26 protein-coding genes are annotated in these 26277 nt (G+C 60.4%); 3 read left to right on the top strand and 23 right to left on the bottom strand.

What is annotated here, in order from left to right:
- Window positions 1–86: 86 nt before the first annotated feature.
- The 10 genes from thiI to pyrR form a co-directional block, all read right to left on the bottom strand.
- Window positions 87–1331, bottom strand: coding sequence for a tRNA uracil 4-sulfurtransferase ThiI (gene thiI / locus DXA43_RS03995; RefSeq protein WP_117806316.1), 1245 nt, complete (start codon window positions 1329–1331; stop codon window positions 87–89).
- The gene (locus DXA43_RS03990) at window positions 1332–1613 is read right to left on the bottom strand and encodes a DNA-directed RNA polymerase subunit omega (protein ID WP_035138532.1); all 282 of its coding nucleotides are present in this window, start codon (window positions 1611–1613) and stop codon (window positions 1332–1334) included.
- 5 nt (window positions 1614–1618) lie between these two features.
- Complete coding sequence (gmk, locus tag DXA43_RS03985) at window positions 1619–2188, bottom strand: guanylate kinase (RefSeq protein WP_099431806.1); 570 nt, start codon at window positions 2186–2188, stop codon at window positions 1619–1621.
- On the bottom strand, window positions 2189–2497 hold the full coding sequence (mihF, locus tag DXA43_RS03980; protein WP_117806315.1) for an integration host factor, actinobacterial type: 309 nt from the start codon (window positions 2495–2497) through the stop codon (window positions 2189–2191).
- Between the two features lie 239 nt (window positions 2498–2736).
- Window positions 2737–3453 (bottom strand): orotidine-5'-phosphate decarboxylase, encoded by a 717-nt coding sequence (gene pyrF / locus DXA43_RS03975; protein WP_117564271.1) that lies wholly within the window; start codon window positions 3451–3453, stop codon window positions 2737–2739.
- On the bottom strand, window positions 3447–4355 hold the full coding sequence (locus DXA43_RS03970) for a dihydroorotate dehydrogenase (RefSeq protein WP_199580523.1): 909 nt from the start codon (window positions 4353–4355) through the stop codon (window positions 3447–3449). The genes pyrF and DXA43_RS03970 overlap by 7 nt, the downstream gene beginning before the upstream one ends.
- Before the next feature lie 14 nt (window positions 4356–4369).
- Window positions 4370–5137: a dihydroorotate dehydrogenase electron transfer subunit gene (locus DXA43_RS03965; protein ID WP_117806313.1), complete on the bottom strand. Its 768-nt coding sequence runs from the start codon at window positions 5135–5137 to the stop codon at window positions 4370–4372.
- 116 nt (window positions 5138–5253) lie between these two features.
- Window positions 5254–6543: a dihydroorotase gene (locus tag DXA43_RS03960; protein WP_117806312.1), complete on the bottom strand. Its 1290-nt coding sequence runs from the start codon at window positions 6541–6543 to the stop codon at window positions 5254–5256.
- Window positions 6527–7471, bottom strand: a complete 945-nt coding sequence (locus DXA43_RS03955) for an aspartate carbamoyltransferase catalytic subunit (protein ID WP_117806311.1) — start codon at window positions 7469–7471, stop codon at window positions 6527–6529. The genes DXA43_RS03960 and DXA43_RS03955 overlap by 17 nt, the downstream gene beginning before the upstream one ends.
- A gap of 4 nt (window positions 7472–7475) precedes the next feature.
- On the bottom strand, window positions 7476–8060 hold the full coding sequence (pyrR, locus tag DXA43_RS03950) for a bifunctional pyr operon transcriptional regulator/uracil phosphoribosyltransferase PyrR (protein ID WP_006236123.1): 585 nt from the start codon (window positions 8058–8060) through the stop codon (window positions 7476–7478).
- A gap of 451 nt (window positions 8061–8511) precedes the next feature.
- Between pyrR and rpmB the strand changes: the two genes are divergently transcribed.
- Window positions 8512–8700, top strand: a complete 189-nt coding sequence (gene rpmB / locus DXA43_RS03945; protein ID WP_022094725.1) for a 50S ribosomal protein L28 — start codon at window positions 8512–8514, stop codon at window positions 8698–8700.
- 186 nt (window positions 8701–8886) lie between these two features.
- Here rpmB and DXA43_RS03940 read toward each other — a convergent pair whose 3' ends face one another.
- Window positions 8887–9663: a transposase gene (locus DXA43_RS03940; protein WP_117806310.1), complete on the bottom strand. Its 777-nt coding sequence runs from the start codon at window positions 9661–9663 to the stop codon at window positions 8887–8889.
- Between the two features lie 332 nt (window positions 9664–9995).
- Between DXA43_RS03940 and adhE the strand changes: the two genes are divergently transcribed.
- Entirely contained in the window at window positions 9996–12644 is a 2649-nt protein-coding gene (adhE, locus tag DXA43_RS03935) for a bifunctional acetaldehyde-CoA/alcohol dehydrogenase (protein WP_117797767.1), read from the top strand.
- 88 nt (window positions 12645–12732) lie between these two features.
- Complete coding sequence (locus tag DXA43_RS03930) at window positions 12733–13497, top strand: aminoglycoside phosphotransferase family protein (protein ID WP_006236119.1); 765 nt, start codon at window positions 12733–12735, stop codon at window positions 13495–13497.
- 177 nt (window positions 13498–13674) lie between these two features.
- Here the strand turns inward: DXA43_RS03930 and DXA43_RS03925 are convergent, their stop codons facing one another.
- From DXA43_RS03925 to trmFO, 12 genes are all read right to left on the bottom strand, one after another.
- Window positions 13675–15396: a proline--tRNA ligase gene (locus DXA43_RS03925; protein ID WP_233502546.1), complete on the bottom strand. Its 1722-nt coding sequence runs from the start codon at window positions 15394–15396 to the stop codon at window positions 13675–13677.
- Window positions 15397–16479 (bottom strand): flavodoxin-dependent (E)-4-hydroxy-3-methylbut-2-enyl-diphosphate synthase, encoded by a 1083-nt coding sequence (ispG, locus tag DXA43_RS03920; protein ID WP_117806309.1) that lies wholly within the window; start codon window positions 16477–16479, stop codon window positions 15397–15399.
- Window positions 16480–16492: 13 nt separating this feature from the next.
- Complete coding sequence (locus tag DXA43_RS03915) at window positions 16493–17854, bottom strand: RIP metalloprotease (protein ID WP_117564266.1); 1362 nt, start codon at window positions 17852–17854, stop codon at window positions 16493–16495.
- Between the two features lie 25 nt (window positions 17855–17879).
- Entirely contained in the window at window positions 17880–19067 is a 1188-nt protein-coding gene (gene dxr / locus DXA43_RS03910; protein ID WP_117806308.1) for a 1-deoxy-D-xylulose-5-phosphate reductoisomerase, read from the bottom strand.
- Window positions 19067–19981, bottom strand: coding sequence for a phosphatidate cytidylyltransferase (locus DXA43_RS03905; protein WP_233502990.1), 915 nt, complete (start codon window positions 19979–19981; stop codon window positions 19067–19069). Before DXA43_RS03905 ends, dxr begins: the two co-directional genes overlap by 1 nt.
- A gap of 2 nt (window positions 19982–19983) precedes the next feature.
- Entirely contained in the window at window positions 19984–20778 is a 795-nt protein-coding gene (locus DXA43_RS03900) for an isoprenyl transferase (RefSeq protein WP_117776218.1), read from the bottom strand.
- A 1-nt stretch (window position 20779) separates the two neighbouring features.
- On the bottom strand, window positions 20780–21316 hold the full coding sequence (gene frr, locus DXA43_RS03895; RefSeq protein WP_006236112.1) for a ribosome recycling factor: 537 nt from the start codon (window positions 21314–21316) through the stop codon (window positions 20780–20782).
- A gap of 2 nt (window positions 21317–21318) precedes the next feature.
- Window positions 21319–22041, bottom strand: coding sequence for a UMP kinase (gene pyrH / locus DXA43_RS03890; RefSeq protein ID WP_040359955.1), 723 nt, complete (start codon window positions 22039–22041; stop codon window positions 21319–21321).
- 117 nt (window positions 22042–22158) lie between these two features.
- The gene (gene tsf / locus DXA43_RS03885) at window positions 22159–23028 is read right to left on the bottom strand and encodes a translation elongation factor Ts (protein ID WP_022094736.1); all 870 of its coding nucleotides are present in this window, start codon (window positions 23026–23028) and stop codon (window positions 22159–22161) included.
- A 45-nt stretch (window positions 23029–23073) separates the two neighbouring features.
- Complete coding sequence (rpsB, locus tag DXA43_RS03880) at window positions 23074–23802, bottom strand: 30S ribosomal protein S2 (RefSeq protein ID WP_006236109.1); 729 nt, start codon at window positions 23800–23802, stop codon at window positions 23074–23076.
- Window positions 23803–24021: 219 nt separating this feature from the next.
- On the bottom strand, window positions 24022–24930 hold the full coding sequence (locus DXA43_RS03875; protein ID WP_334202455.1) for a tyrosine recombinase XerC: 909 nt from the start codon (window positions 24928–24930) through the stop codon (window positions 24022–24024).
- A gap of 8 nt (window positions 24931–24938) precedes the next feature.
- The gene (gene trmFO, locus DXA43_RS03870) at window positions 24939–26276 is read right to left on the bottom strand and encodes a methylenetetrahydrofolate--tRNA-(uracil(54)-C(5))-methyltransferase (FADH(2)-oxidizing) TrmFO (RefSeq protein ID WP_117806307.1); all 1338 of its coding nucleotides are present in this window, start codon (window positions 26274–26276) and stop codon (window positions 24939–24941) included.
- Window position 26277 lies beyond the last annotated feature (1 nt).

Here is a 26277-nt window from a genome sequence, read left to right as displayed (position 1 = left end):
CACGTCAGCAAATGAACACTTAGCCGCAAAATGCCCAGATAGCAAAAGACCGACGATGCAGGCGCATCGTCGGTCTATGCACAAATTTACTCGTGATCTTGGTAAATCTCACGCGGAGCAAGCTCAGAATGTTTGCGTTTTAAGGTCTTAGGGGCCTTGTACGTGTTGCTCTCGAAGTCGATGTACTCGGTCTGCTTGAGCAGACGCTCAATCATCTCCTCATGATCAAACAGTTTCCAGGCCTCATGCACGGCATCGAGTTTAGCGTGCGTCTCGGGACGGCGCGGCATAAACAGCGTGCAGCAGTCGGGAGCGGCCTCAGTCGAGATATCGAACGTACCGATCTCCTCGGCGCGTGCGATGATCTCCTGTTTGTCCGAACCGATGAGAGGACGGAACACGGGAATCTTCACGGCTTCGTTGACGGCCATGATGTTCTCAAGCGTTTGGGAGGCAACCTGCCCAAGCGATTCGCCCGTAACGATGGCCCTGGCACCCTCGATGTGTGCAATGCGCTCGGCAACCGAATACATGATGCGGCGATACATGATCACGCGCAGGTTACTGGGACAGGTGACCGAAATCTCACGCTGGCAGTCGCCAAACGGCACCACGTACAGGCGGCCGATCTGGACACCCGGCTCAAGCGCACGGATGATATCCTGCACCAAATACTCGCTCGTATCGGGCGTCTGCGGACGACCGGAGAAATGCACCGGCACGCAGACCGCGCCGCGACGCGCGAGCATCCAAGTCGCCACCGGAGAATCGATACCCGACGACAGCAGCGTCACGACCTTGCCGGCAGAACCCACCGGAAGGCCGCCAACGCCGCGCTCGGAGCGCGCATACACGTAGACACTACCCTGAACCACCAGAACGTGCACCATCGCGTCGGGGTCGTGCATCTGGACCTTTTTATCGGGAAACGCCTCACACAGCACCTCGCCAACCTGTCGATTGATATCGATCGAGGTGAGCTCATAGTCAGTATTGGAGCGCTTGGCGTGCACCTTAAACGAATCGAAGGAACCAAACTCGCGCAGCGCCTTCACGGCGGCGGCGCAGTACTCCTGCGGGTCGCGGTTGGTGTGATACGCCAAAGACACACGGGCAACGCCGGGAACGGTGCGAATGACACGCGCCGCCTCGTCGGCCTGATGTTCGTTAAAGGTCACGAGGATATAACCGGAAATTCGAGACACGGCATTCACGGAAAAGGCGGCCAAGGCCGCCTTGATGTTATCCATGAGGATATGCTCAAAATGTGCGCGGTTCTTGCCCTTCAGCCCAACCTCGTGATAGTGGACTAGGCAGACGCGAGCCGCCATTTAGGCTTCAGCAACCTTGTGGCCAAGCGCCTTCTCGTAACGAGCCTCGTCGTAAGAGATGTCACCGTCGACAATCTCGTCCATAGCCATCGAGATGGTATCGGCACCGGAAAGCCCGATGGTGATGTCATCGACATCCTGGACGGCAAGCACGCGGTTGTGCTGGCCACGCAGCATGCTATTGATGTCGCAGGCGCGCTTGGAGGCAAGCGAAGCGAGCAGGAAGCGGTTGTGATCGGTCTTCTCCAGAAGATCGTCAATGCAAGGCTTTACAACGGACACGGACCTCAGATCCTTTCATGCATATCGAGAACGCGAACGAGCTCATCGGTCGCGCGGTCGAGATCGTCATTCACCACGACGTCGTCGTAGCGGTCGGCAAGGGCAAGCTCATCGGCGGCGTTTGCCATACGCAGCTCAATCGTCTCGGGCGTCTCGGTACCGCGACCGACTAGACGCTCGCGGAGCACCTCAAGCGAAGGCGGCTTGATAAAGATCAGCACGGCCTCGGGGAAACGCTCCTTCACCTGCAGGGCGCCCTGGACATCGATCTCCAAAATCAGAGACGAGCCCGAGGCGAGCTTGGATGTGACCTCGCTCACCAACGTGCCGTAGCAGTTACCGTGGACCTCGGCCCACTCAACAAACTCACCGTTTGCCACGCGGCGGTCGAACTCCTCGCGCGTCAGAAAAAAGTAGTTGACGCCGTCGACCTCACCTTTGCGTGGTGCTCGCGTGGTAGCCGAAACCGTCAGACCCAGGTTCGAGCGGCGCTCGCGCACACGAGTGACGAGCGTACCCTTGCCTGCGCCTGACGGTCCAGAAATCACAAAGAGCTTGGAATCCTGAGCGCTCACTTATTTGGTCAGCTGCTCGAGGAGCTGCTCGCGCTGACGGACACCGAGGCCCTGGACGCGACGAGTAGCGGAGATACCGAGCTCCTCCATGATCTTGGCGGCCTTGGCCTTGCCATAACCGGGGAGAGACTCGATGAGGGTGGAAACCTTCATGCGGGAAGCGATGGGGTCATCGGAGTTGAGCACGGACTCGAGGGACTTCTCGCCCTTCTTGATCTGCTCGCGAAGCTCAGCGCGGGCGTGACGTGCGGCAGCAGCCTTCTCAAGAGCCTGCTTGCGCTGCACGTCGGTAAGCTGAGGGAGTGCCATTCGTACCTCCAAATAGTTGGGTTATATCTGATTCAATAATTGGCATTTTAGCACGTAGAACGCACAAAAAGCCTAATCGCGGCTCCATAGGTTAGACGATACCCGCAAAAAGTGCAATATACTGCGCCCAAAGTTAAGCCCCTGACCTGCGATTCCACACAAAGGATGGGAAAGTTTACGCAGGCACAGGGGCTATTTTGTGCTAATGAGACCCAAAAGTGGTGACTTAGGGGAATCTTTTACGCGACGTTTTCGACCAGCTCGGCGACGATGGCGTCAAAGGCGGCAACCGGATCGTCGGCACCGGTGATGGGACGGCCCACCACAATGTGGCTTGCGCCACGCTCGATAGCCTGGGAAGGCGTCGCCACGCGGGACTGGTCACCAAGGGCGGCACCCACCGGACGCACACCCGGAGTCACGATCAGGGCATCAGGACCCAGCAGCTCACGCATGTCGTGAGCCTCCATCGGTGAGCACACGATGCCATCGATGCCATTGGCCTGAGCAAGCTTTGCCAAGCGGGCGGCCTCCTCGGCCACGGGAGACTCGACGCCGATCTCGCTCAAGGCATCCTGATTCATGCTCGTGAGCACGGTGATGGCGACGAGCTTGGCGCGGTCCTCACGCGCCTCCTCGGCACCCTCGCGGCAGGCAGCGAGCATAGCACCCGAGCCCAGGCCGTGGACCGAAAGCAGGTCGGCACCAGCAAGCGAGGCCGAGCGGGCAGCGCCGCGCACCTGATGCGGAATGTCATGGAACTTAAGGTCGAGGAAGACCTTAAAGCCAAGGTCCTTAAAGGTCTTGACGATCTGGGGACCCTCAGCGTAATAGAGCGTCATGCCGACCTTGAGCCAGGCGGCATGGCCCGAAAGCTCGTGGGCGAGCTCGAGCGCGCGCTCACGGTCGCAGTCGAGGGCGACGATAACACGGTCGCGGGCATCATTCTCTAGCATTCGAAAGCACCCACCAGCTCGTTGATGTCCTTTACGCCCTGGGACTCGGCCCAGGCCTCGAGCTCATGCGCGATCTTAAGCGAAGCGCACGGATCGACGAAGTTGGCCATGCCGACCGACACGCAGGTGGCGCCGGCCAGGATAAACTCAGCCGCATCCTCGCCAGTCATGACACCGCCGACACCGTTGATGGGGATATCGACGGCCTGGGCAACCTCCCAGACCATGCGCACGGCGATGTGGTGGCACAGCGGGCCCGAAAGGCCGCCCTTGGGCTTGGCCACGCGGGACTTGCGGGTATGGACGTCGATGGCCATGCCCTGGATGGAGTTGATGACCGAAAGGCCGTCGGCGCCGGCAGCCTCGAGAGCCTTGGCAATCTCGGCGACGTTAACCGGAGCCATCTTGACGAACAGCGGCTTATCGGTCACCATACGGCAGGCGGCCATGACGGAAGAGGCGCCCTCGGGCGTAGAGCCCATGGCGGCACCGCCGGCGGCGATGTTGGGGCAGCTCACGTTGATCTCGTAGCCGGCAGCCCAGGGGCATAGCTCGACATACATCTCGAGCGCGCGCACAAACTCATCAACGGAGTGCCCGGCAACCTGGCAAATGACCTGGCAACCGTCCTTGGACAGCTGCTCGAGCCACGGGCCGGACTCACGGGCAAAGGCGGCCACGCCGGGGTTCTGAAGACCCACGGAGTTGATCATACCGCCGGGAATTTCGGCCATGCGGGGCGCGGGATTGCCGGGCCAGGGCTCGGCAGCGCAACCCTTGGTGGTGATGGCGCCCAGCTGGGAAACATCAAAGAAGTTCTGGAACTGCCAACCGTAGCCAAAGGTACCGGCTGCGGTGTTAATGGGGTTCTGCATCTTGACGCCGCCGAAATCGACGGCCATGTTAACGGTACCCACTAGAAGACCACCACCTTGGAAGCATCGAACACGGGGCCGCACATGCAAGCACCCTTCATACCGTCGACCGTCTCGACATTGCAGGTGTTGCAGGCGCCAAAGCCACAGCTCATCATGCGCTCAAGCGACACCTCGCAGTACGCACCGGCCTCGGCGGCAGCGGCGGCGACTTTCTTCATCATGACAGCGGGGCCGCAGCTGGCGACGTAGTCGTAGCCGCCCTCGCCAAGCAGCTCGGCTGCCGGATCGGTGCAAAAACCGTGCGTGCCGAGCGAACCGTCGTCGGTGCACACGTTAACCGTGGCGCCCAGCGCACGGAACTCATCGACACCCACGACTTTGGAAGCGGTGCCAAAGCCCAGGCACACGTCCACATCAACACCCTGCTCGGCAAGCATGCCGGCAAGACACAGCACAGGCGGAACGCCGATGCCACCGGCGACGAGCAGTGCCTTCCTGGTGCCCTCGGGTACCATCCAGCCACGGCCACCGGGGCCCAACAGGTTAGAGGTGGAGCCAGGGCCCATCTGGGACAAACGGCGGGTATCGTCGCCCACGACGGCGTACCACAGCTCGACGGTGCCGGCCTCGGCGTCGGCGCGATAGAAGCTCAGGGGCACGCGAAGCAGCGAGGAGGCATCGCCGGGCACGGCAATGTTCACAAACTGACCGGGCTTGAGCGCACTTGCAAGCTTGGGGGCCGAGATTACGAGCGAGAAGATGCCGTCGGCGATCTCCTGGTTCGAGACGACCTCGAAGTCGTGCATGCGTGCAGTGGAAGGTGTGGGCATAGACGCTCCAATCCCCCATGCGGTTGCATGGTTCAGGCGAACAGAAAGCGCGGCACCGCAAGGGCGCCGCGCACAAAAGCGATAAGGCTATGCTAGCAGATGCAGCCGTCGGCGAGCGTCTGCTTGCCGCCGACAAACACATCGGTGGCACGACCGGTGAGCGTGCGGCCGGCAAAACCGGAGTTCTCGGCACGCGACTCGTAACCGTCCTCGCCGACCGTCCAGGTAGCAGCGGGATCGAACACGGTCAGGTCGGCAACGGAGCCCGCCTTGACCTGAACCTGGTCGAGGCCCAGGATCTCACGCGGTTTGATGGCCATGAGCTCGACCATGCGGCCCATGCTCATCTTGCCCGTGTTGACCAGCTCGGTGAGCACGAGCGACAGCGAGGTCTCGAGGCCGATCATGCCGAAGGGCGCAAGCTCGAACTCGCGGGCCTTCTCCCACGGAGTGTGGGGAGCGTGATCGGTGACGATAGCGTCGACGGTACCGTCGATGACGCCCTGACGGATTGCCTCAGCGTCCTCATCGGTACGCAGCGGCGGATTGACCTTGAGAGAGGTGTTGTAGGTCTCGTCCAGGTCGTTCTCGGTCAGGAACATGTGGTGCGGGGTGGCCTCGCAGGTAACCTGAACGCCAGCGGCCTTACCGGCACGCACGATCTCCAGGCCATGGGCGGTGGAGATGTGCTGGATGTGCAGCTTGGCACCAGTCAGCTTGGCGATCTCGATGTCGCGGGCGATCTGGAGCTCCTCGCCGGCAGCCGGCCAGCCCTCGAGGGCCAGACGGGTCGAGACCTTGCCCTCGTTGATCTGGCCGTGGCCGACCAGATCCTCGTCCTGGCAGTGGCTCATAAAGACCTTGCCGAACATCTTGCCGTAGTCCATGCAGCGACGGAGCATGCCCGCACCCTGCACGCCGCGACCGTCATCGGTGAAGGCGACGGCGCCGTGGGCGACCATATCGCCCATCTCGGACATAGCCTCGCCCTTAAGGCCGCGAGTCATAGCACCAGAAGGATAGACGCGGCAGTGGCCGACCTCGGCAGCGCGGGACTTGACGAACTCAACGACGGTTCCGTTATCGGTAACGGGGTCGGTGTTGGGCATGGCGCACACGCCGGTGAAGCCGCCCTTGGCAGCAGCGCGGGTGCCGCTCTCGATGTCCTCTTTGACCTCGTAGCCAGGCTCGCGCAGATGCACGTGCATATCCACCAGGCCGGGGACGAGATACTTGCCGGAAAGGTCGCGGACCTCGGCTCCCTCGGCGGCGAGGTTCTCGCCGACCTCGGCGATCTTGTCACCGTCGATCAGGACGTCGACGACACCGTCAAGCTCGACGGACGGATCGACGACGTGGGCATTCTTAAGAAGCAAGGCCATTATCGGCACCTCCAAGCAGCAGATACAGGATAGCCATACGCACGCAGATACCGGCGTAGACCTGCTCCAGGATGACGGAGCGTTGCGGGTGGTCGGCCATATAGGAGTCGAACTCGACGCCGCGGTTGATGGGGCCCGGGTGGCAGATGATCGCATCGGGCTTCATGAGCTTATCGCGGTCCTTGGTCAGGCCGAAGAGCTTGTGGTACTCGCGAATGGTCGGGAACGGGGCACCCTCGAGGCGCTCCTGCTGCACGCGCAGCATGTAGACGACGTCCAGCTCGGGGAGTACCGAATCGAGGTCGCTCGTCACGTGGTCGCAGCCCAGGACCTCGGGCGCCGGCGGCAGCAGCGTGCCGGGGGCGACGGCGTAGGTCTCGCAGCCCATGATCTTAAGTGCGGGGATCAGCGAGCCGCACACGCGGGAGTGCGCAATATCGCCGACGACGGCGACCTTCAGACCGTGGAAGTCACCCTTGTGCTCCCAGATGGTGTACAGGTCGAGCAGGGCCTGCGTGGGGTGGTTGTGCTTGCCGTCGCCGGCGCAGATGACGCTCGCGGGCGAGTTCTGCGTGACGATGTAGGGAGCACCGGCGTGCTTATCGCGAACGACGATGCAATCAATCTTGTAGGCGTTGAGGGTCTCGACGGTGTCGACGAGGCTCTCGCCCTTGACCGTGGAGGTCGAGGAGCCGCCAAAGTTGAGGCTGTCGGCCGAAAGACGCTTCTCGGCGAGTTCGAAGGAGCTGCGGGTGCGCGTCGAGGGCTCGTTGAACATGTTGACGATGGTCTTGCCCTTGAGCGTGGGGACCTTCTTGATCGCACGCTCGTTGACCTCAGAGAACGCCTTGGCGGTCTCGAGGATGAGCTTGATGTCCTCTTCGGAGTACTCGGTAATGTCGATCAGGTGCTTATGGTTGAACGCCACGGTACTACTCACCTCCCAGCGGCGCGGAGCCCACGTGGGAACCCGGCGCGACGTCGTTAATCTCGACGGCGGTGTGGCCGTCGACTTCCTTCATATATAGGTGCACATTCTCCTCATGCGACGAGGGAACGTTCTTGCCGACAAAGTCCGGCGAGATGGGGAGCTCACGGTGACCGCGGTCAACGAGAACTGCCAGCTCGATGCGGCTCGGACGGCCCAGGTCCATAACGGCGTCCAGAGCGGCGCGGATAGTACGGCCCGTATACAGGATGTCGTCCACCAGCACGACGCGCTTGCCGTCGACGCTGAAGGGAATGTTGGTAGCGTGGATCGCGGGAGCGAAATTGGTCGCATAGTCATCGCGGTAGAAGCTGATGTCCAGGCTGCCGAGCGGAACGTCGACGCCCTCGATCTCCTTGATCTCCTCGGCGAGCTTCTTTGCCAGAAGGTCGCCGCGCGTGACGATGCCGACCAGAGCGAGGTCTTCACAGCCCTCGTTGCGCTCGAGAATCTCGTGCGCGATGCGGGTCATCGCTCGATTGACGGCGGTCTCGTCCATGATGACCGCCTTGGGGGAAGTCGTGCCCATCGATCTCCTTCCTCACATGTCTTGACTGCTGACACAGTCAAAAAAATAGATGCCCGACCGCTTAAAGCGGACCAGACACCCACAGGAAGGGCTGCTCTTCGGCAGCTATGTAATTCCATGTGGGTATCTCGTACCCCTTTAATGGTCAAGGGATAGTGTAGCCAACCTCGAGCTTAATTGCGAGCATAAATACAGAACAATCCGTAAACGGAGCCCAATGCTCCATAAACCTATATATATTTGTGGGACGAGCTTGAAAACGCACGCACGAGCTGGCATAATCCCCTCTGCTGCACGCAAATCGGATCTACGTCCAGGGCCGTGGCGTGAGCACTATCGCCAAAAGAGGAATATCTCTGTGTAGATTACGCACAGGGAGCTGCTTCTGTGCTATAGTTCAGGCTTGTTTGTTAACGCGACATGTTCGTTTGTCGCCCAAGGAGGGTCAGTTATGTCCAAAGTTTGCGAAGTTTGCGGTAAGCACCCCGTTGCCGGTCGCTCCATCAGCCACTCTCACCGCGTCACCAACCGTAAGTTCCGCCCCAACATCCAGCGCGTTTACGTCGTCGTCGATGGTCACCGTCGCAAGATGAACGTTTGCTCCACCTGCCTCAAGTCCGGCAAGGTTGCGCGCTCCTAAATAAGGTCTTACCAACAAGTACCTCGGACTCTCCGGGTCAAAGACCTCGCGTTCATATAGAACTTACCAAAGGCGTCCTCCCCCACGGAGGGCGCCTTTTTGCACTCATTGGGGACAGACTTACATGAGTGTTTTCACGCATTGGGGACAGACGTAACGCATGCCGACTGCGGTTCGGCCCCTACCTCACGCTGCCTCCTTCCAGCCTACAGTGGCCTTGGTCACGCTTGTAGCGCCGATACCGGTGATACGGGCAATTTGCTTGACCGTGAGATGTGCCCGCCTGAGCCTCAGCAGACAGGCATCACGTTCGGAGCGTGGCAGGGCCTTGAGCAGCGCAGGATCCATGCTCGGCAAAACTTCGCGCGCAACGGAAAGGGCGTCCTCATCGGGGATCCGTCGGCGCGGAAGAATCTCCACTGACCAGATGCGCCCGGCAACTTCCTCGAGATGCTCGCAATAGCAACGAGAGCCTCCGACAATATCGAGCATAGGAGCCGCGTCACAGATATCAAAGGGATCGTATCCCAGCTGGTATGCCTTGTAGCTTGACCAGCGGTAGGCATCGAGCGAGTCGAGCACACCTTTCACAGGATTGAGATGGATATAATCGAGCAACTGCACCGCCTGCGTGTCCGACTCGACCGCGATCCGCGAATAGCGATTATCAAACAGGTGACCCGTTCTTTCCGTTTTTCCATTGAAATACTTGGCATAGGCCGTCAGCGCGCACTGCATTGCCTTTGAAAGGTTGTCATATGGGTCATCAACCATCAAATGGAAGTGATTATCCATAAGGCACCAGGCCAACACCGCCACGTCATGGCACGCAAACCTGTCTGAGATGTCCGATAAGAAACGATAGCGGTCGGAATCATCTTCAAAAATGATCTGTTTGGAGTTGCCGCGGTCAAAGACGTGGTAATAGCCGGTGAGCGATATTTCGCGGGCGCATCGGGGCATGGTCTCTCCTTTCAAAGCCGTACAGGCAACACCTAAAAGGAGAGAAGGAACGCGAAATGCTGAGCCTGTGACCTATTTATATCCAATCTGCGCCAAAAACAGGCCCAGAACGGCAAAATGACAAATCCATGTCTGTCACAAATGAGTGAAAGCACTCATGTAAGTCTGTCCCCAATGAGCGGGGCAATGCAATAGGCAGATACTTATAGTTGAAACGTTTCAGTTGATTGAAACGTTTTAGTATGCCTTTTACGGGAATCTTACCGTTTACCGAATTATTTCTTGCTATCATGCAAGACGTAGGGTAAATCTCCGATCGCAAGGAGACACAAATGGTGAAAAAGTCACCGGAAAACACTACTCCCGCAATTGTGGACAACGTAGAGGCGCTTGAGGCTAAGCTCGCTCAGATGCGAGAGGCCCAGGCGCTTTTTGCTACGTACACGCAGGAGCAGGTCGACAAGATCTTCTATGAGGCCGCCATGGCCGCCAACAAGGCTCGTATCCCGTTGGCGAAGATGGCCATCGAGGAGACCGGCCGCGGCGTTCTTGAGGACAAGGTCATCAAGAACCACTACGCCGCAGAGTACATCTACAACGCTTACAAGAACACCAAGACCTGTGGTGTCCTGGAGCGCGACGAGGCTTATGGCATCACCAAGATCGCCGAGCCCATCGGTATCGTGGGCGCCGTCATCCCGACGACCAACCCCACCTCCACTGCGATCTTCAAGACGCTGATCAGCCTGAAGACCCGCAACGCCATCATCATCTCCCCGCACCCGGCTGCCGCCAAGTGCACCATCGCCGCCGCCAAGCTCGTGCTTGACGCCGCCGTCAAGGCCGGCGCCCCCGAGGGTATCATCGGCTGGGTCGATGTCCCCTCCATCGAGCTAACCAACATGGTCATGCGCGACGTCGACATCATCCTCGCCACCGGTGGCCCGGGCATGGTCAAGGCCGCCTACTCCTCGGGCAAGCCCGCCCTGGGCGTTGGCGCCGGTAACACCCCGGTCGTCATCGACGACACCGCCGACGTGCTGCTCGCCGTCAACTCCATCATCCACTCCAAGACCTTCGACAACGGCATGATCTGCGCTTCCGAGCAGTCCGTGACCGTCATCGACACCATCTATGACCAGGTTAAGGCCGAGTTCCAGAAGCGCGGCTGCTATTTCGTCAAGCAGGGTGCCGAGATGGAGGCCCTGCGTGCCGCCATGTTCAAGAACGGCGCCCTCGATCACCGCATTCCCGGCATGGCTGCCGCCAAGATCGCCGAGCTCGCCGGCATCGAGGTTCCCGCCAAGACCAAGATCCTGATCGCCGAGGTCACCTCCACCGACCCCGCCAAGGAAGAGTTCTCCCACGAGAAGCTCTCCCCGGTCCTGGCCATGTATCACGCCAAGGACTTCCAGGAGGCCGTCGACAAGGCCGAGCACCTGGTGCTCGCCGGTGGCCCGGGCCACACCGCCTCTCTGTACGTGCACCCCGCCCAGGCCGAGAAGATCAGCCTATTCGAGCACGTCATGAAGGCCTGCCGTATCGTCATCAACACCCCGTCCTCGCACGGTGGCATCGGTGACCTGTACAACTTTGGCATGAAGCCGTCTCTGACCCTGGGCTGCGGCTCCTGGGGCGGCAACTCCGTCTCCGAGAACGTTGGGGTGAAGCACTTGATCAACGTTAAGACTGTGGCCGAGCGCCGTGAGAACATGCTGTGGTTCCGCGCTCCCGAGAAGGTCTACTTCAAGAAGGGTTCCACGCCCGTCGCCCTCGACGAGCTGGGCAACGTTATGGGCAAGAAGCGCGCCTTCATCGTCACTGACCAGTTCCTCTTCAAGAATGGCAACACCCGCGCCATCGAGGCCAAGCTCGACGAGATGGGCATCGCTCACGACTGCTTCTACGACGTCGAGCCCGATCCGTCGCTGCAGTGCGCACGTCGCGGCGCCAAGCAGATGGCTCTCTTTGAGCCGGACGTCATCATCGCCGTCGGCGGTGGCTCCGCTATGGACGCCGGCAAGATCATGTGGATGATGTACGAGCACCCCGAGTGCAAGTTTGAGGACATGGCCATGGACTTCATGGACATCCGCAAGCGTATCTTCACCTTCCCCGAGATGGGCAAGAAGGCCTACTTCGTCGCCGTCCCGACCTCTTCGGGTACCGGCTCCGAGTGCACGCCGTTTGCCATCATCACCGACAAGGAGACCGGCATCAAGTGGCCGCTCGCCGACTACGCGCTGCTCCCCAACATGGCTATCGTCGACGCCGACAACTGCATGACCGCCCCGCGCGGCCTGACCGCTGCCTCCGGCATCGACGTCATGACCCACGCCATCGAGTCCTACGTCTCCATCATGGCTTCCGACTACACCAAGGGCCTCTCCGAGCGCGCTGCTAAGCTCGTCTTCGAGAACCTGCCCTCCAGCTTCACGAACGGCGCCAAGGACCCGCATGCACGCGAGGAGATGCACAACGCCTCTTGCATGGCCGGTATGGCCTTCGCCAACGCCTTCCTGGGCCTCAACCACTCCATGGCTCACAAGCTCGGCGCCTTCCATCACCTGCCCCACGGCCTCGCCAACGCCGTCATCCTGACCCGCGTTATGCGCTACAACGCCGCCGAGGCTCCCGTCAAGATGGGCACGTTCTCCCAGTATCCTTACCCCAACGCGCTGCACAACTACGCCGAGATGGCCAAGTACTGCGGCATCGAGGGCAAGGACGACAAGGAGGTCTTCGAGAACTTCATCACGAAGCTCGAGGAGCTCAAGGACTTCATCGGTGTCAAGAAGACCATCGCCGACTACGGTGTTGACGAGCAGTACTTCCTCGACACCCTCGACGAGATGACCGAGCAGGCATTCAACGACCAGTGCACCGGCGCTAACCCGCGCTACCCGCTCATGAGCGAGATCAAGGAGCTCTACCTGGACGCCTACTACGGCCGCGAGCCTCAGGACTACGCCGTCTGCTAGTTTTAGCACGGTTTTTAACGGCGGGGGTGCACGGGTGTTTCACCCCCCCCCGCCGTCGCTTCTATCGCATCGTTGAAAGGATGCAACCATGCTGCTACCCGATTCCAAGACCGAGCTCGTCCGCCGTGGCAACAAGGTCGTTTACGACCTGGGCGACAAGATTGTCAAGGTCTTTAACGAGACCAAGCCTGTCTCCGACGTGTTCAACGAGGCTTTGAATCTTGCCCGCATCAATGAGTGCGGCATCCGCAGCCCCAAGGCTCTCGAGGTTTCCCAGCTCGAGAACGCCAACGGCTGGGCGCTCGTGACCGAGAAGGTTCCGGGCACCACCCTTGCCGAGAAGATGACTGCCGAGCCCCAGCGCTTTGGTGAGTATCTCGAGATGTTCGTCGACCTCCAGATCGAGATCCACGGCTACACCTCCCCGTTGCTCAACCGTCAGCGCGACAAGTTCGCCCGCATGATCGACAGCCTTGATCAGCTCAATGCCACCACGCGCTACAACCTTCAGGAGCGTCTGGACGGCATGACCAAGGAGTTCAAGGTCTGCCACGGCGACTTCAACCCCTCCAACGTCATCGTCGGCGACGACGGCCAGCTCTATGTGTGCGACTGGGCACACGCCACCCAGGGCTCCCCTGCTGCCGACGTTGCCACCACCTACCTGCTCTTCGCCCTCAACAGCAAGGACCAGGCTGAGGCCTACCTGGAGCTCTACTGCGACCGCGCCGACATGCCCATGCAGGTCGTGCGTCAGTGGACGAGCATCGTCGCCGCTTCCGAGCTCGCTCGTAAGCGCAACGTGAACGATGAGTTCCTGAAGAACTGGATCGACGTCGTCGATTATCAGTAATATCTGAGCGATTTATTTCGCATCGGAGGCACAAGAAAACCCCGCAGCTCATATGGGCTGTGGGGTTTTCCTTTTAGATATCGAGGATGCCACAAGATAAAAGGACGGCCCCACATCTCCCCGATCTGGAGAAATGTGGGGCCGTCCCGTATATCGAACTACAAGCGAAATCGTCGATTAACGGCGGGCCGCCTTAACAAGCTCGGCAACCTTGGCGACGACCTCGTCGATCGCCACGTCCTCACGCTCGCCCGTGGCACGGTCCTTGAGCTCCACAGTACCATTCTTGAGGCCGCGCTTACCCAGAACGACCTGATACGGGAAGCCCATGAGGTCGTTATCGGCAAACTTAAAGCCGGGACGCTCGTCACGGTCATCGACGACAACCTCGATACCCTCGGCGCACAGGCCCTCGACGATTTGGTCGCAGACGGTTGCGCACTCCTCCTTCTTGGGATCGAGCGGAATCACCGCGACCTCGTACGGGGCAACGGAGACCGGCCAGACGATACCGTGCTCGTCGTTGTGCTGCTCCACGACGGCAGCAAGCGAGCGGGACACGCCCACGCCGTAGCAACCCATGATAAGCGGCTTCTCCTTGCCGTCCTCGTCCATAAAGGTGGCGCCCATGGCCTCGGAATACTTGGTACCCAGCTGGAAGACCTGCGAGACCTCGATGCCGCGAGCAGCAGAGAGCGGCTTGCCGCAGTGCGGGCAGGGATCGCCGGCAACGACGGTGACCAGATCTGCCCACTCATCGACGGTAAAGTCGCGCTCGGGGCAGGCACCGGTAAAGTGATAATCGACCTCGTTGGCACCGCAGGCCCACTGCTTGGACTCGCGCAGGCTCTCGTCGCACACCAGACGGATGCCCTCGGGCAAGTTAACCGGTCCGATAAAGCCCTTGTGCAGACCGTAGGTCTGGAGCTCCTCGTCGGTCATCATGCGATAGCCCTTGCCAAAGACGTGCTCGGCCTTGCAGTCATTGAGCTCGTGGTCGCCCGGGACAATGGCCACGACTGGCTTGCCCTCGGCATCGATCAACGCCAGCGACTTTCGCGTACCGTTCTCGGGGAAGCCAAAGAACTTGGCAACGGCCTCGATGGTGCCCATGCCCGGAGTCTCGACCTTGGTGAGCGTACCGTCGCCGGGGCCCTCGGTCACGACGACCTTGGTGCTTGCCGCCTCGTCATCGGCAGCAAAGCCGCAATCGTCGCAGTAGACCAGCGAAGCCTCGCCGGCGTCGGCCAAAGCCATGTACTCGACGGAGGTATCGCCACCGATCTCGCCGGAGTCGGCGACAACGGGCAGAGCCTTGATGTAGCAGCGCTCGCAGATGTTGGCGTAGGCCTGCTTCATCTTGTCGTACTCCTCCTGCAGACTCTCCTGCGTGGCGGAGAAGCTGTAGGCGTCCTTCATGATGAACTCGCGACCGCGCATCAGGCCAAAGCGAGGGCGGAACTCGTCGCGGAACTTGTCCTGAATGTGGTACAGGTTGACGGGCAGCTGCTTATAGGAGCGCAGCTCATTGCGCACTAGGGCCGTGACGGTCTCCTCGTGCGTGGGGCCCAGGACGAACTCGCGACCATGACGATCGTCAAAGCGCACAAGCTCCTTGCCATAGGCGTCGATACGGCCGGACTCACGCCACAGCTCGGCATCGACCATGATGGGCATCATAAGCTCCTGGGCGCCGGCAGCGTCCATCTCGTCGCGCACGATGTTCTCAATCTTGCGGATCGAGCGCCAAGCAAGCGGCAGATAGGAATACAGGCCGGCGGCCTCCTTGCGGATCATGCCGGCACGGAGCAACAGGCGGTGGCTGGCGAGCTCAGCGTCCGCCGGATCCTCTTTAAGCGTCGGCGCATAGAGCTTAGACATATACATTGCTCGAGTCATTTACTTCTCCTCAATAAGCTTGTCGACCTCGGCCATAAGCGCGTCGACAATTTGGTCCTCAGCTACTTTACCAATGATCTGGCCATGCGAAAAGAGCAAGGCCTGACCACGTCCGCAAGCAACGCCCAGGTCGGCATCAGAAGCCTCACCGGGGCCATTAACGGCACATCCCATGACGGCAATCGAAAGCGGCGCGGAATAGTTCTTAAGCCGCTCGGTGACCTCCTCGGCGATGGGAATGAGGTTAACCTGGCAGCGGGCGCACGTGGGGCACGAGACAATCTCGGGACCACGGCGACGCAGGCCCAGCGACTGTAGAATTCCCCAGGCGACCGGCGGCTCCTCAACCGGATCGGCCGTGAGCGAGACGCGCATGGTGTCACCGATACCCTCAGACAGCAGGATACCAAGGCCCACCGAGCTCTTGATGGTGCCCTGCAGCTTGGTACCTGCCTCAGTTACGCCCAGGTGAAGCGGAACGTGGGGAATCTCACGCGACAGGGCTCGATAGGTATCGAGCGTCGTCTGCACGCTATGGGCCTTGGCCGAAAGCACAATGTTCGTAAAGCCGCGGTCTTCAAAACGCCTGACGAAACGCTCGCTCGACATCACGAGCTTTTCGGGCTGCGTGAGGTCGTCGCGCTCGGCGATATCCTGCTCAAGCGAACCGGCATTGACGCCGATACGAATCGCACAGCCCGCGGCACCCGCAGCATCGATAACCGCGTCAACCTTGGCCCAATCGCCGATATTGCCGGGATTGATGCGCAGCTTGGCAGCACCGGCCTCAACGGCACCAATGGCGAGCTTATGGTTAAAGTGGATATCGGCGACAATCGGCACCGGAGACTCGGCACAGATGGTGCGGAAACCCTCAAGCGCGGCCTCGGTGGGCACGCTCACGCGCACGATATCGCAGCCAGCCTGCGCCAACGCGCGCACTTGCGCAAGCGTTGCCTGGGCATCGGCGGTATCGGTGCAGGTCATAGATTGGACCACCACCGGCGCGCCGCCACCGATCTGCACGCCGCCCACATGCACGGGGCGCGTCAGCTCGCGAGGCAAAGGATGGGATAAAGACAATCCAAACACTCCCCTACAGAATAAATCGAAGGATGTCGGAACGAAGCATATAGACAAACAGCAGTGCAAAGAGCGCGATGCCGACATAGCTGACGATTGTCTGCACTTTGAGCGGCAGCTCGCGGCCCGCAATCTTTTGAATGATCTCGATGACCAGCTTGCCGCCATCGAGTGGTGGGATGGGTAGCAGGTTCATAAAGCCAAGCGAGAACGAAATGAGGGCGGCAAAGGAAAGGAACGTGGCAGGGCCGGCAGCAGCGGCCTGTGAGGACATAACGCTAATACCCACGATCGAAGAAGACTGATCGAGAATCTCCATCGTATGCTGCGGCTGGAGCAGGCGCATCACGCCATCCGCTGTCTGCACGACATAGGAGAACGACAGGCGAGCCGACGTGATGGGGTCTAAACGGACCACCTGCGTAGAGGCATACACACCTAGGCGCTCGTCCTCTTTGAGCGCAACCGTGGTCGAATGCTGCTTGCCGTCACGCTCGTACTCGATGGCGATATCGTCCTTACCGGCAGCCTTGCCGATGGCATCGTAGACATCCATCCAAGTGGAACATGAGACACCGTCAACCGAAAGGATCGCGTCACCGCCCTCGATACCCGCCTTGGCGGCAATAGACCCCTCGTCAACCTGACCGATCACGTTGGTATCCATCGGCACGGTGACACCCGCAATGGAATAGATGCTCATAAGGAGCAAAAAACCCGTCAAGATATTGACGATAATGCCCGCGAGCAGCATAAAGGCGCGCTTGAGAAAGCCTTGGCCAAGATAGGTGTGCGAGCGCTCTTGCGCAAGGAACTCGGCCTCGCCGCACGGCAGCTCCCACACATCGCCCTCGGCAGTCGCATGTTCGCGATCGAAACGGCGACCATCAAAGGTGGTATAGCCTGCCTTGTCTCGCGGCAACGTCTGATATTTGGTGGGATAGTAGCTCGGCGAGGGCTTCTCCCCTTCCTCATACCAGGGCGCGATGGAGCCCCAGCCCAGCAAAAGGGCGCATGCCTCGAGCACATCCTCCTCGGAAAGCTCGAGCTCGACAGCAAGGTCGGCCACGGTCACGCGACCATGACGATAGATAGCCGCGAGTACGCGGTCGGCGCACGAAACATCGGTCGGATCCATACCGCAGATGGCAGCGTAGCCACCCAGCAGCAGCGGGGTCACGCCAAACTTGGTTCCAATGCGACGCGACGTGTAATGGATGTCAAAGCGGCACGGCAGACCCAAAAAGAACTCGGTCACACGGACGCCGCAGGCACGCGCCGCCAAAAAGTGGCCGCCCTCGTGCAAAAACACGAGGACGGAAAGCATCAGCAGGCCCCAAAAGACCGATGAGAGAACGCTCAGAACAGTATCCATAAAACGAAAAAGCAATCCTTATGGGTTAGGAACGGGTTGCGGCGAGCACCTGCGCAGCCTTTTCACGCACCCACGCATCGATGTCGCGAAGCTGCTCAAACGAATCGACCACCTGCATATCGTGGGCGTCCATGCAGGATTCCACAATGCGATCGATATCGGTAAAGCTGCAGCCATCGTGCAGGAAGGCATCGACGGCGACCTCGTTGGCGGCATTGAGCACGCACGGCATGGTGCCACCCGTCTTGCCGGCACGCTCGGCCAGTGCCAGACAGCGGAAGGTATCCATGTCGGCAGCATCAAACGTGAGCTGCCCCAGCTCGCGGAAATCGATACGAGGCGCCGGAGTATCCCAACGCTCGGGATACGAGAACGCGAACTGGATGGGAATACGCATGTCGGATGCACCGAGATGCGCCATCACGGAGCCGTCGGCGAACTCGACCATAGAGTGAATCTTGGACTGACGCTGCACGACCACGTTAATGAAATCGAGGTCGCAGTTAAACAGATGCATGGCCTCAATGCGCTCCAGGCCCTTGTTCATGAGGGTGGCGGAGTCAATGGTGATCTTGGCACCCATGGCCCACGTGGGATGCGCGAGGGCATCGGCACGCGTCACGCGATCGAGCTCGTCGCGCGTGCGGCCAAAGAACGGACCGCCCGAGCAGGTGAGCCAAATGCAGTGGGCCTCGCGCGGGTTCTCCCCCAGATAGCACTGGTAGATGGCGGAATGCTCAGAGTCGACCGGAATAAGCTGGCCCGGTTGCGCCAACGGCATAAGCAAGTCGCCACCGACGACGAGGGACTCCTTGTTGGCAAGAGCAAGGCGCTTATTCGAGGTCAAGGCCGCATGGCTCGCCTCGAGACCGGCGGCGCCCACAATAGCGACGAGCACGCAGTCGACATCGTCGCGACGCGCGAGTTCGCAAACCGCCTGCGCGCCAACGCCGAGCTGTGTGCCCTCGGGCAACTCCTGCAGCACGGCGTCATCGCCATGAGCGACATCGGCAACGGCAACCGCCGGAACCGAGAACTCGCGGGCAGCGGCAACGAGCTCCGAGGTGCTGGAATTAACGGACAGCGCCGTCACCTGCAGGCGATCGGCATGCCTACGGCATACATCGAGTGCCTGCGTGCCGATAGAGCCCGTACAACCCAGGATGGCAACGCGAAGGCGTCCATCGGGGCCATACGTCGTCTGGAAGGACATTACAGCACGCCTCCGATCATCAGCAACAGCTGTGCGGTGATGCAACCGAAGATAAGCGAATCGCTACGATCGAGCATTCCGCCGTGGCCCGGGATAAGGTTGCCGGAATCCTTGACGCCCACACCGCGCTTGATGCGCGACTCGATAAGGTCGCCGATAACGCCCAGAATGGACACGACCACGCCGCACAGCAGCGCATAGGGCAGGCTGAGCTTGTAGAAGTGCGTCGCCCACAGGATGAGCCAAATCAAAACCGAGCCCAAGATGCCGCCGGCAAACCCCTCCCAGCTCTTTTTGGGGGAGATCTTGGGAACCATCTTGTGCTTGCCGATACGGCTGCCCACGATGTAGGCAAACGAATCGGAGACCCAAAGGGACGCGCAAACGCCCACTGAAAGCAGGGCGCCGGCAAAACCGGGCACGGCATCGCGCAGCAGCACGATAGCCGACAGCATAAAGCCAGTGTAGATGGGACCCATGAGCGTCACGGCCACATCAGAGATGCGGGTACGCGGCGACCAGACATACCAAATGCCCACAGCGAGCATCAAGGCAAAAAGCAGGGCATTCAGCAACATCGAATCGCCCAACGCCGACAGCGGAAAGAGTACGGCGGCAGCGATACCCATGCGCTCGTTAGCCATCTTGCCATCGAGCCTTGTCATACGGAAAAACTCATAGCAGCACAGACCGCTCATGACAGAAACAAAGATGGCCGTGGGCACGATACCCAAAACCAGGCACAGGATAAAGACAACGGCGTAGACGATACCGGCGGCGGCACGGGTAATAAAGCCCGCCAGCCACGAACCGGTGCCGCTCTTTGCTGCAGGTGCTCCCGCAGCGGCAGCCTTGCGCGCAGGCGCCGCGGAAACTGGCGTCTTGGGAGCAGATGCCTTGGGACGATCGGACACGATTAAGCCTCCTCGGTCTTGCTCAGTCCACCAAACCTACGGTCACGGCCCTGATAGGCCAAAATGGCGTCGACAAGGCCCCAACGATCAAAGTCGGGCCAATAGGTATCGGTGACGTAGAATTCGGAATAAGCCACCTGCCACAGCAGATAGTTCGAAAGGCGCAGCTCACCAGAAGTGCGAATCACAAGCTCAGGATCGGGAAGGCCGGCGGTATAGAGGTGGGAAGCCACCATGTCGTCATCAATTGCGGCAGGATCGATCTTACCGGCGGCAGTGTCGAGTGCGATTTGACGGACAGCGCGGGTAATCTCGGCACGCGCGCCGTAGTTGACGGCAAGCGCCAGCGTCATACCGGTGTGATCGGCGCACTCGGCAAGACCGCGTTCAAAAACGTCGCGGGTCTTCTTGGGCAGCGCGGAAATGTCACCCAAAAAGACAACGCGCACATTTTCGCGCTTCAGAAGCGGCAGCTCGTCGATAAACGTCTTGGCAAACAGATGCATCAAGACGTTTACCTCATGCTGCGGACGGTTCCAGTTTTCGGTAGAAAACGCATAGGCAGAAAGCACGTCGACGCCCAGGCGCACGCAGGCGGTAATGATCTCGCGAAGGGAGACGATACCCGCCTTGTGGCCCTCAGTGCGCGCAAGACCGCGCGACGTGGCCCAACGACCGTTGCCGTCCATGATGCACGAGATATGGTGCGGAATGTTATTGAGGTCAAGGTCGGAAAAACCGACGCCCGCAGGGGCGTCGGCAAAGTACTCGACCAGTTTATGCTCGTCGTATTGCACCTTAGATCTCCATGACCTCGGCTTCTTTTTCCTTCAGAAGCTCCTCGACCTTGGCGACATACTCATCGGTGTGCTTCTGGACCTTGGCCTGCTCGCGACGGACATCGTCCTCGGTGAGCTCCTCATCGCGCTCGAGCTTGTTGTTAAAGTCGCGACGGATGTTACGGATAGACACCTTGGCCTGCTCGGCGTACTCGCGGCACTCCTTGACGAGCTCGCGACGGCGCTCCTCAGTGGGAGCCGGGAACGGAAGACGAACGACGGTGCCATCGGAGTTGGGGGTAATACCCAGATCGGAAGCGCCGATGGCCTTGACGATAGCATTGATGAGCGCCTTGTCCCACGGCTCGATGAGCAGCATGTGGGCCTCGGGGGTCTTGACGGCGGCAACCTGCGTGACCGGCGTGGGAACACCGTAATAATCGACGGTGATGTCGGACAGAATGTTGGCATTGGCGCGGCCGGTACGAACCTTGGAGAAGTTATGCTTGAGGGACTCGAGCGACTTGTCCATATGGGCGGTGATGTTCTCTGCCATGCTTAATCCTCCTGATAGACGAGCGTGCCGACGGGCTCACCCGCGAGCGCGCGCTTGACGGTGTCCTCGCCATCGATGTTGAGGACCAAAATAGGCATACGGTTATCCTGGCACAGAGCCGTAGCCGTGGAATCCATAACCTGCAGGCCGCGAACGAGAACCTCGTGATAGGTAATCTTGTCAAAACGGACGGCATCGGCGCACTTGACGGGATCCTTGTCGTAGATGCCGTCAACCTTGGTGGCTTTAATCAGAATCTCGGCGCCGATCTCGCACGCACGAAGAGCCGCGGCGGTGTCGGTCGTAAAGTACGGATTACCCGAACCGGCGGCAAAAATAACAACGTTGCCCTTGGAAAGGTGGTTGATAGCGCGACGGCGAATATAGGGCTCGCAGATCTCGTTCATCTGGATAGCGCTCATCACGCGGCAGGGAACATCGTTATGCTCGAAGGCATCCTGCAGGGCGAGCGCGTTCATAACGGTTGCCAGCATGCCCATGTAGTCGGCCTGAGCACGCTCCATGCCACCGGCAGCGCCTGCCATGCCGCGGAAAATATTGCCGCCGCCGACAACGACGCCGACCTCATGGCCAACGGCGAGCAGCTCCTTGACCTGCTTGGCAAGATGGTCGGTAACCTTGGGGTCAATGCCATATTGGCCGTCGCCCATCAGTGCTTCGCCGGAAAGCTTAAGAAGCACGCGTTTATATCGGATGTCGGACAAAGCGATCCTCCTTTAATTAGACTCTCAATATGATATCAAAGGCTCTAAGAAGAGCCATGAAAAAGCAGGCTGTGAGTAAAACCCACAGCCTGCTCATTACCAGCTACAAGAGCTTATTTACTCGCCACGGACCAGACGGTCAAAGGCAACGACGGTAATGGTGTCGCCGAGCTCCTTGGAGACCTGCTCAGCGTACTTCTTGATGGTGAGGGAGCTGTCCTTGATGAACTCCTGCTCGGTGAGCACGGACTGCTTGTAGAACTTCTCCAGACGGCCGACAGCCATCTTCTCCTGGATGGCCTCGGGCTTGCCGGACTCGGCAGCCTGAGCCATGTAGATCTGCTTCTCGTGCTCGACGGTCTCGGCCGGAACCTGATCGCGGGTGGCGCAGATCGGGGCGACGGCGGCAACCTGAAGGGCAACGTCGTGAGCGAAGGTCTTGAAGGACTCAGCCTGAGCGGTCTCGGCCTTCTCGAAGGCGAACTCGACGAGGACGCCGATCTTACCACCCATGTGGATGTAAGAAGCGAGCGCGCCGTTCTCGGCCTTGCGGGCGGCGAAACGGGAGATCTTCATGTTCTCGCCCATGATGTGAATCATCTCGGTGAGCTCGGAGGAAACGGTCTCCTCGCCCATCGGCTTCTCGAGCAGAGCGTCGACGTCAGCAGGCTCGGTGGTAGCGACAACCTCGGCGACCTTGGAAGCAAAGCCGGTGAACTTGGCGTTGGAGCCAACGAAGTCGGTCTCGCAGGAGAGCTCGAGCAGAGCGCCGGTCTTGCCATCCTCGGAGACGAACGCGGCGACAGCGCCCTCGTTGGTCTCACGGCCAGCCTTCTTGGCAGCCTTGGCAAGGCCGTTCTTACGCAGAACGTCGACAGCGGCGTCCATGTCGCCGTCAGCCTCGACGAGAGCCTTCTTGCACTCCATCATCGGGGAGTCGGTCATCTCGCGGAGCTGCTTGACCATAGCGGCGGTAATCTGGGCCATTGTGGTTCCTTTCAAAGAGATGAAAAAGAATTAACTAAGACTGATTTACTCGGCCTTGGGCTCAGCGGCCATCTCGGCCTCGGAGACCTGCTCCTTGCCGGAGCCAGCGAGGCAGGCGTCAGCCATGAGCTCGCACATAAGGGTGACAGCGGAGATAGCGTCATCGTTGCAGGGGATGCCGTACTCGACCTCGTCGGGATCGGAGTTGGTGTCGATCAGAGCGACGACGGGGATGTTCAGGCGCTGAGCCTCCTTGATGGCGTTCTCCTCGCGCTTAGTGTCGATGACGAAGAGAGCCTGGGGCAGACCCTTCATGTCGCGGGCGCCACCGAGGTTGGTCTGGAGCTTGGTGAGCTCCTTGCCGAGCACAGCCTGCTCCTTCTTGGGGAGCACTGCCATGCGGCCGTCCTCGACCATGGCCTCGAGCTCCTCCATGCGGTTGATGCGGGAGCGGATGGTGACGAAGTTGGTCAGCATACCGCCGAGCCAACGCTGGTTGATGTAGGGCATATTAGCGCGCTCAGCAGCGTTCTTGACGGCCTCCTGAGCCTGCTTCTTGGTGCCGACGAACAGCACGTTGCCGCCCTTGGCGACGTTCTTGACGAAGGTGTAGGCCTGGTCGGCGTCGAGGATGGTCTGCTTAAGGTCGAGGATGTAGATGCCGTTGCGCTCACCGAAGATGAACGGCTTCATCTTGGGGTTCCAGCGACGGGTCTGGTGACCGAAGTGGCAGCCGGCCTCGAGCAGGGTGCGGATATTAATCTTGGTAGCCATGTTAAACCTCCTGTGGTTTGCCTCCGCGCGGGGTCATCCTCCAAAACCAACCCGGACATGTGCTACCAAAGCCCGGGCACCACGGTATGAAGTAGCCGCGCGTGCGTGATAAAAACCTGTTGCCGTGAAGCAACCCGATGAATGATAGCAGGAATGCATCTTCCTGCCAACCCGCAATCAAAACCACACACCTGAGCGCGGCGCGGGACGTCCCAGCCACTATTCGCCGCGGGGATGGGCTTGAGCCACAGCCCGCTTAAGCCGATCGGGTGTGAGATGCGTGTAGATCTGCGTCGTGGACAGGCTCGCATGGCCCAGCAGCTCTTGAACCGAGCGCAGGTCCGCACCGCCCTCGAGCAAGTCGGTCGCAAAGGTATGGCGCATCGCATGCGGGGCGATGTCGGCAGGCATGCCGGCGAGCGTCGCCAGCGTATGAAACCGCCGCCTGAGCATGGCGGCACTCATGCGATTACCGCGCGCCGATATAAGCAGCGGATGCGGCCCGGTAACGGGGTCACGACGCTTTGCCTGAGCGAGCAACTCCGGCCTTCCCTCCTCAATATAGAGACGCGTCGCCTCGAGCGCACGACGATACAGAGGGACGATACGTTCTTTGCTCCCCTTGCCCCACAGGCGCAGCGTGCGTTCGGACCACGCAATGGACTCCACATTGAGTGCTGCGAGCTCAGAGATACGGGCGCCCGAGGCATAGAGCAGCTCGAGCATCGCCGCATCGCGCAGTCCCGCGGGTGTAGAGGTATCAGGCGTCTTGAGCAGCGCCTCCACCTGTTGGGTCGTCAGCACACCGGGTAGATCGCGCGGAAGCTTGGGCGAGGAAATTGCCGAGACCACATCGCCCTCCACGACCCCCTCGGCAGCCATCCATCGATAGAGCGATCGGATAGCCGACAGATGCGCCGCAAGCGTTCGGGGAGCCACCTGCTCACGCGAAAGCTCGGCAAGATAGCGACGAATGGTGCGCACGTCGGCAGCGAAAGCATCGATATCCTCGCGCTCGCACCAGGCAGCAAAGCGCTCCAGCCTCGAGCCATAGGCCGTCACCGTATTGGGAGAAAGCCCCTCGACACGTGCGATATAGGCGATAAACGAGTCGACGGTGTCGTACAGGTCAAAGGCTATGACCGGTCGCCTCCAAACAGATCGGGGCGAGTGGCCAGATAGGCATCAAGGGCCTCGAGCGCACGGTCCGCATAGGCCTGGTAGCGGTCGCGCTTGCTGCGGCGCTTACCATCCTCGAGTGGCGGCACCAGGCCAAAGTTGACATGCATAGGCTGATAGCCCACCGTGGCCGGATCGGTAGCATAGCCCACGAGCGCGCCCAAAGCACCCACGCGCGGCAGCTCGATGGGAGCGGCCCCGACAGCCTCGGCATAGGTGTTGAGTGCCGCGAGCAGACCTGTCGCCACGGCTTCCATGTACCCCTCGGTGCCGGTGATCTGACCGGCCAGGCGCACGCCGGTACCAGGCACGGCAAAGGTGCCATCGAGCACGTGCGGCGCATCGACAAAGGTATTGCGGTGCATGACACCGTAGCGGAAGAACTCAGCGTTCTCCAGGCCCGGCACCATATGGAAGACGCGCTTCTGTTCGCCAAAGGTCAGGTTGGTCTGGAAGCCCACCAGGTTATAGGCGGTCTTCTCCTTGTTCTCGGCACGCAGCTGAATCGCCGCCCAGGGACGACGACCGGTTCGCGGGTCGGTGAGGCCGACGGGCTTCATGGCGCCAAAGCGAATGGCGTCCTTGCCGGTGCGCGCAACTTCCTCGGCAGGCTGGCAGGCCTGGAACAGATCGCCGCCCTCAAAGTCCTTGAGCACCACGCGGTCGGCCGTGGTAAGCGCCTCGATAAAGGCCTCGTACTCTTCCTTGTTGAGCGGAGCGTTGAGATAGTCGCCGCTCCCCTGCTCCTCGTAGCGCGACTGCGAGAACAGCACGTCCATATCGAGCGTGGAGGCATCGACGATCGGCGCCGCGGCATCGAAGAACGCAAGGGCGTCGCCACCGACGAGCTTCATGACCTCTTCGCTCAGCGCCGGCGAGCACAAGGGGCCAGCGGCAATGACCACGTGACCTTCGGGAATCTGCGTGACCTCGCCGTGAATGATCTCGATATTGGGACGGGCGGCAACCTCGGCCTCGACAAACTCGGAAAACTTGACGCGGTCGACCGCCAAGGCGCCACCGGCGGGAACAGCCGCGCGATGGGCGCAATCGAGCAGGACTGAACCCATGCGCTCAAGCTCGGCCTTCAGCAATCCAGCCGCGGAATCCGGACGGGTCGACTTAAACGAATTGGAACAGACGAGCTCTGCCAGGTGATCGGTATGGTGGGCCGGGGAGCTAACCTGGGGGCGCATCTCGCACAGCTTTACGGCGAACCCGCGATCTGCCAGCTGAATCGCGCACTCCGAACCCGCCAGACCGCCACCGATAACCGTCACCTGATCAAACAGCATC

It is taken from the genome of Collinsella sp. OF02-10, from assembly GCF_003463445.1.
Classification (GTDB): Bacteria; Actinomycetota; Coriobacteriia; order Coriobacteriales; family Coriobacteriaceae; genus Collinsella.
Note: the sequence above shows the minus strand (reverse complement) of the source record. Positions and strands in the feature narration are given on the sequence as shown.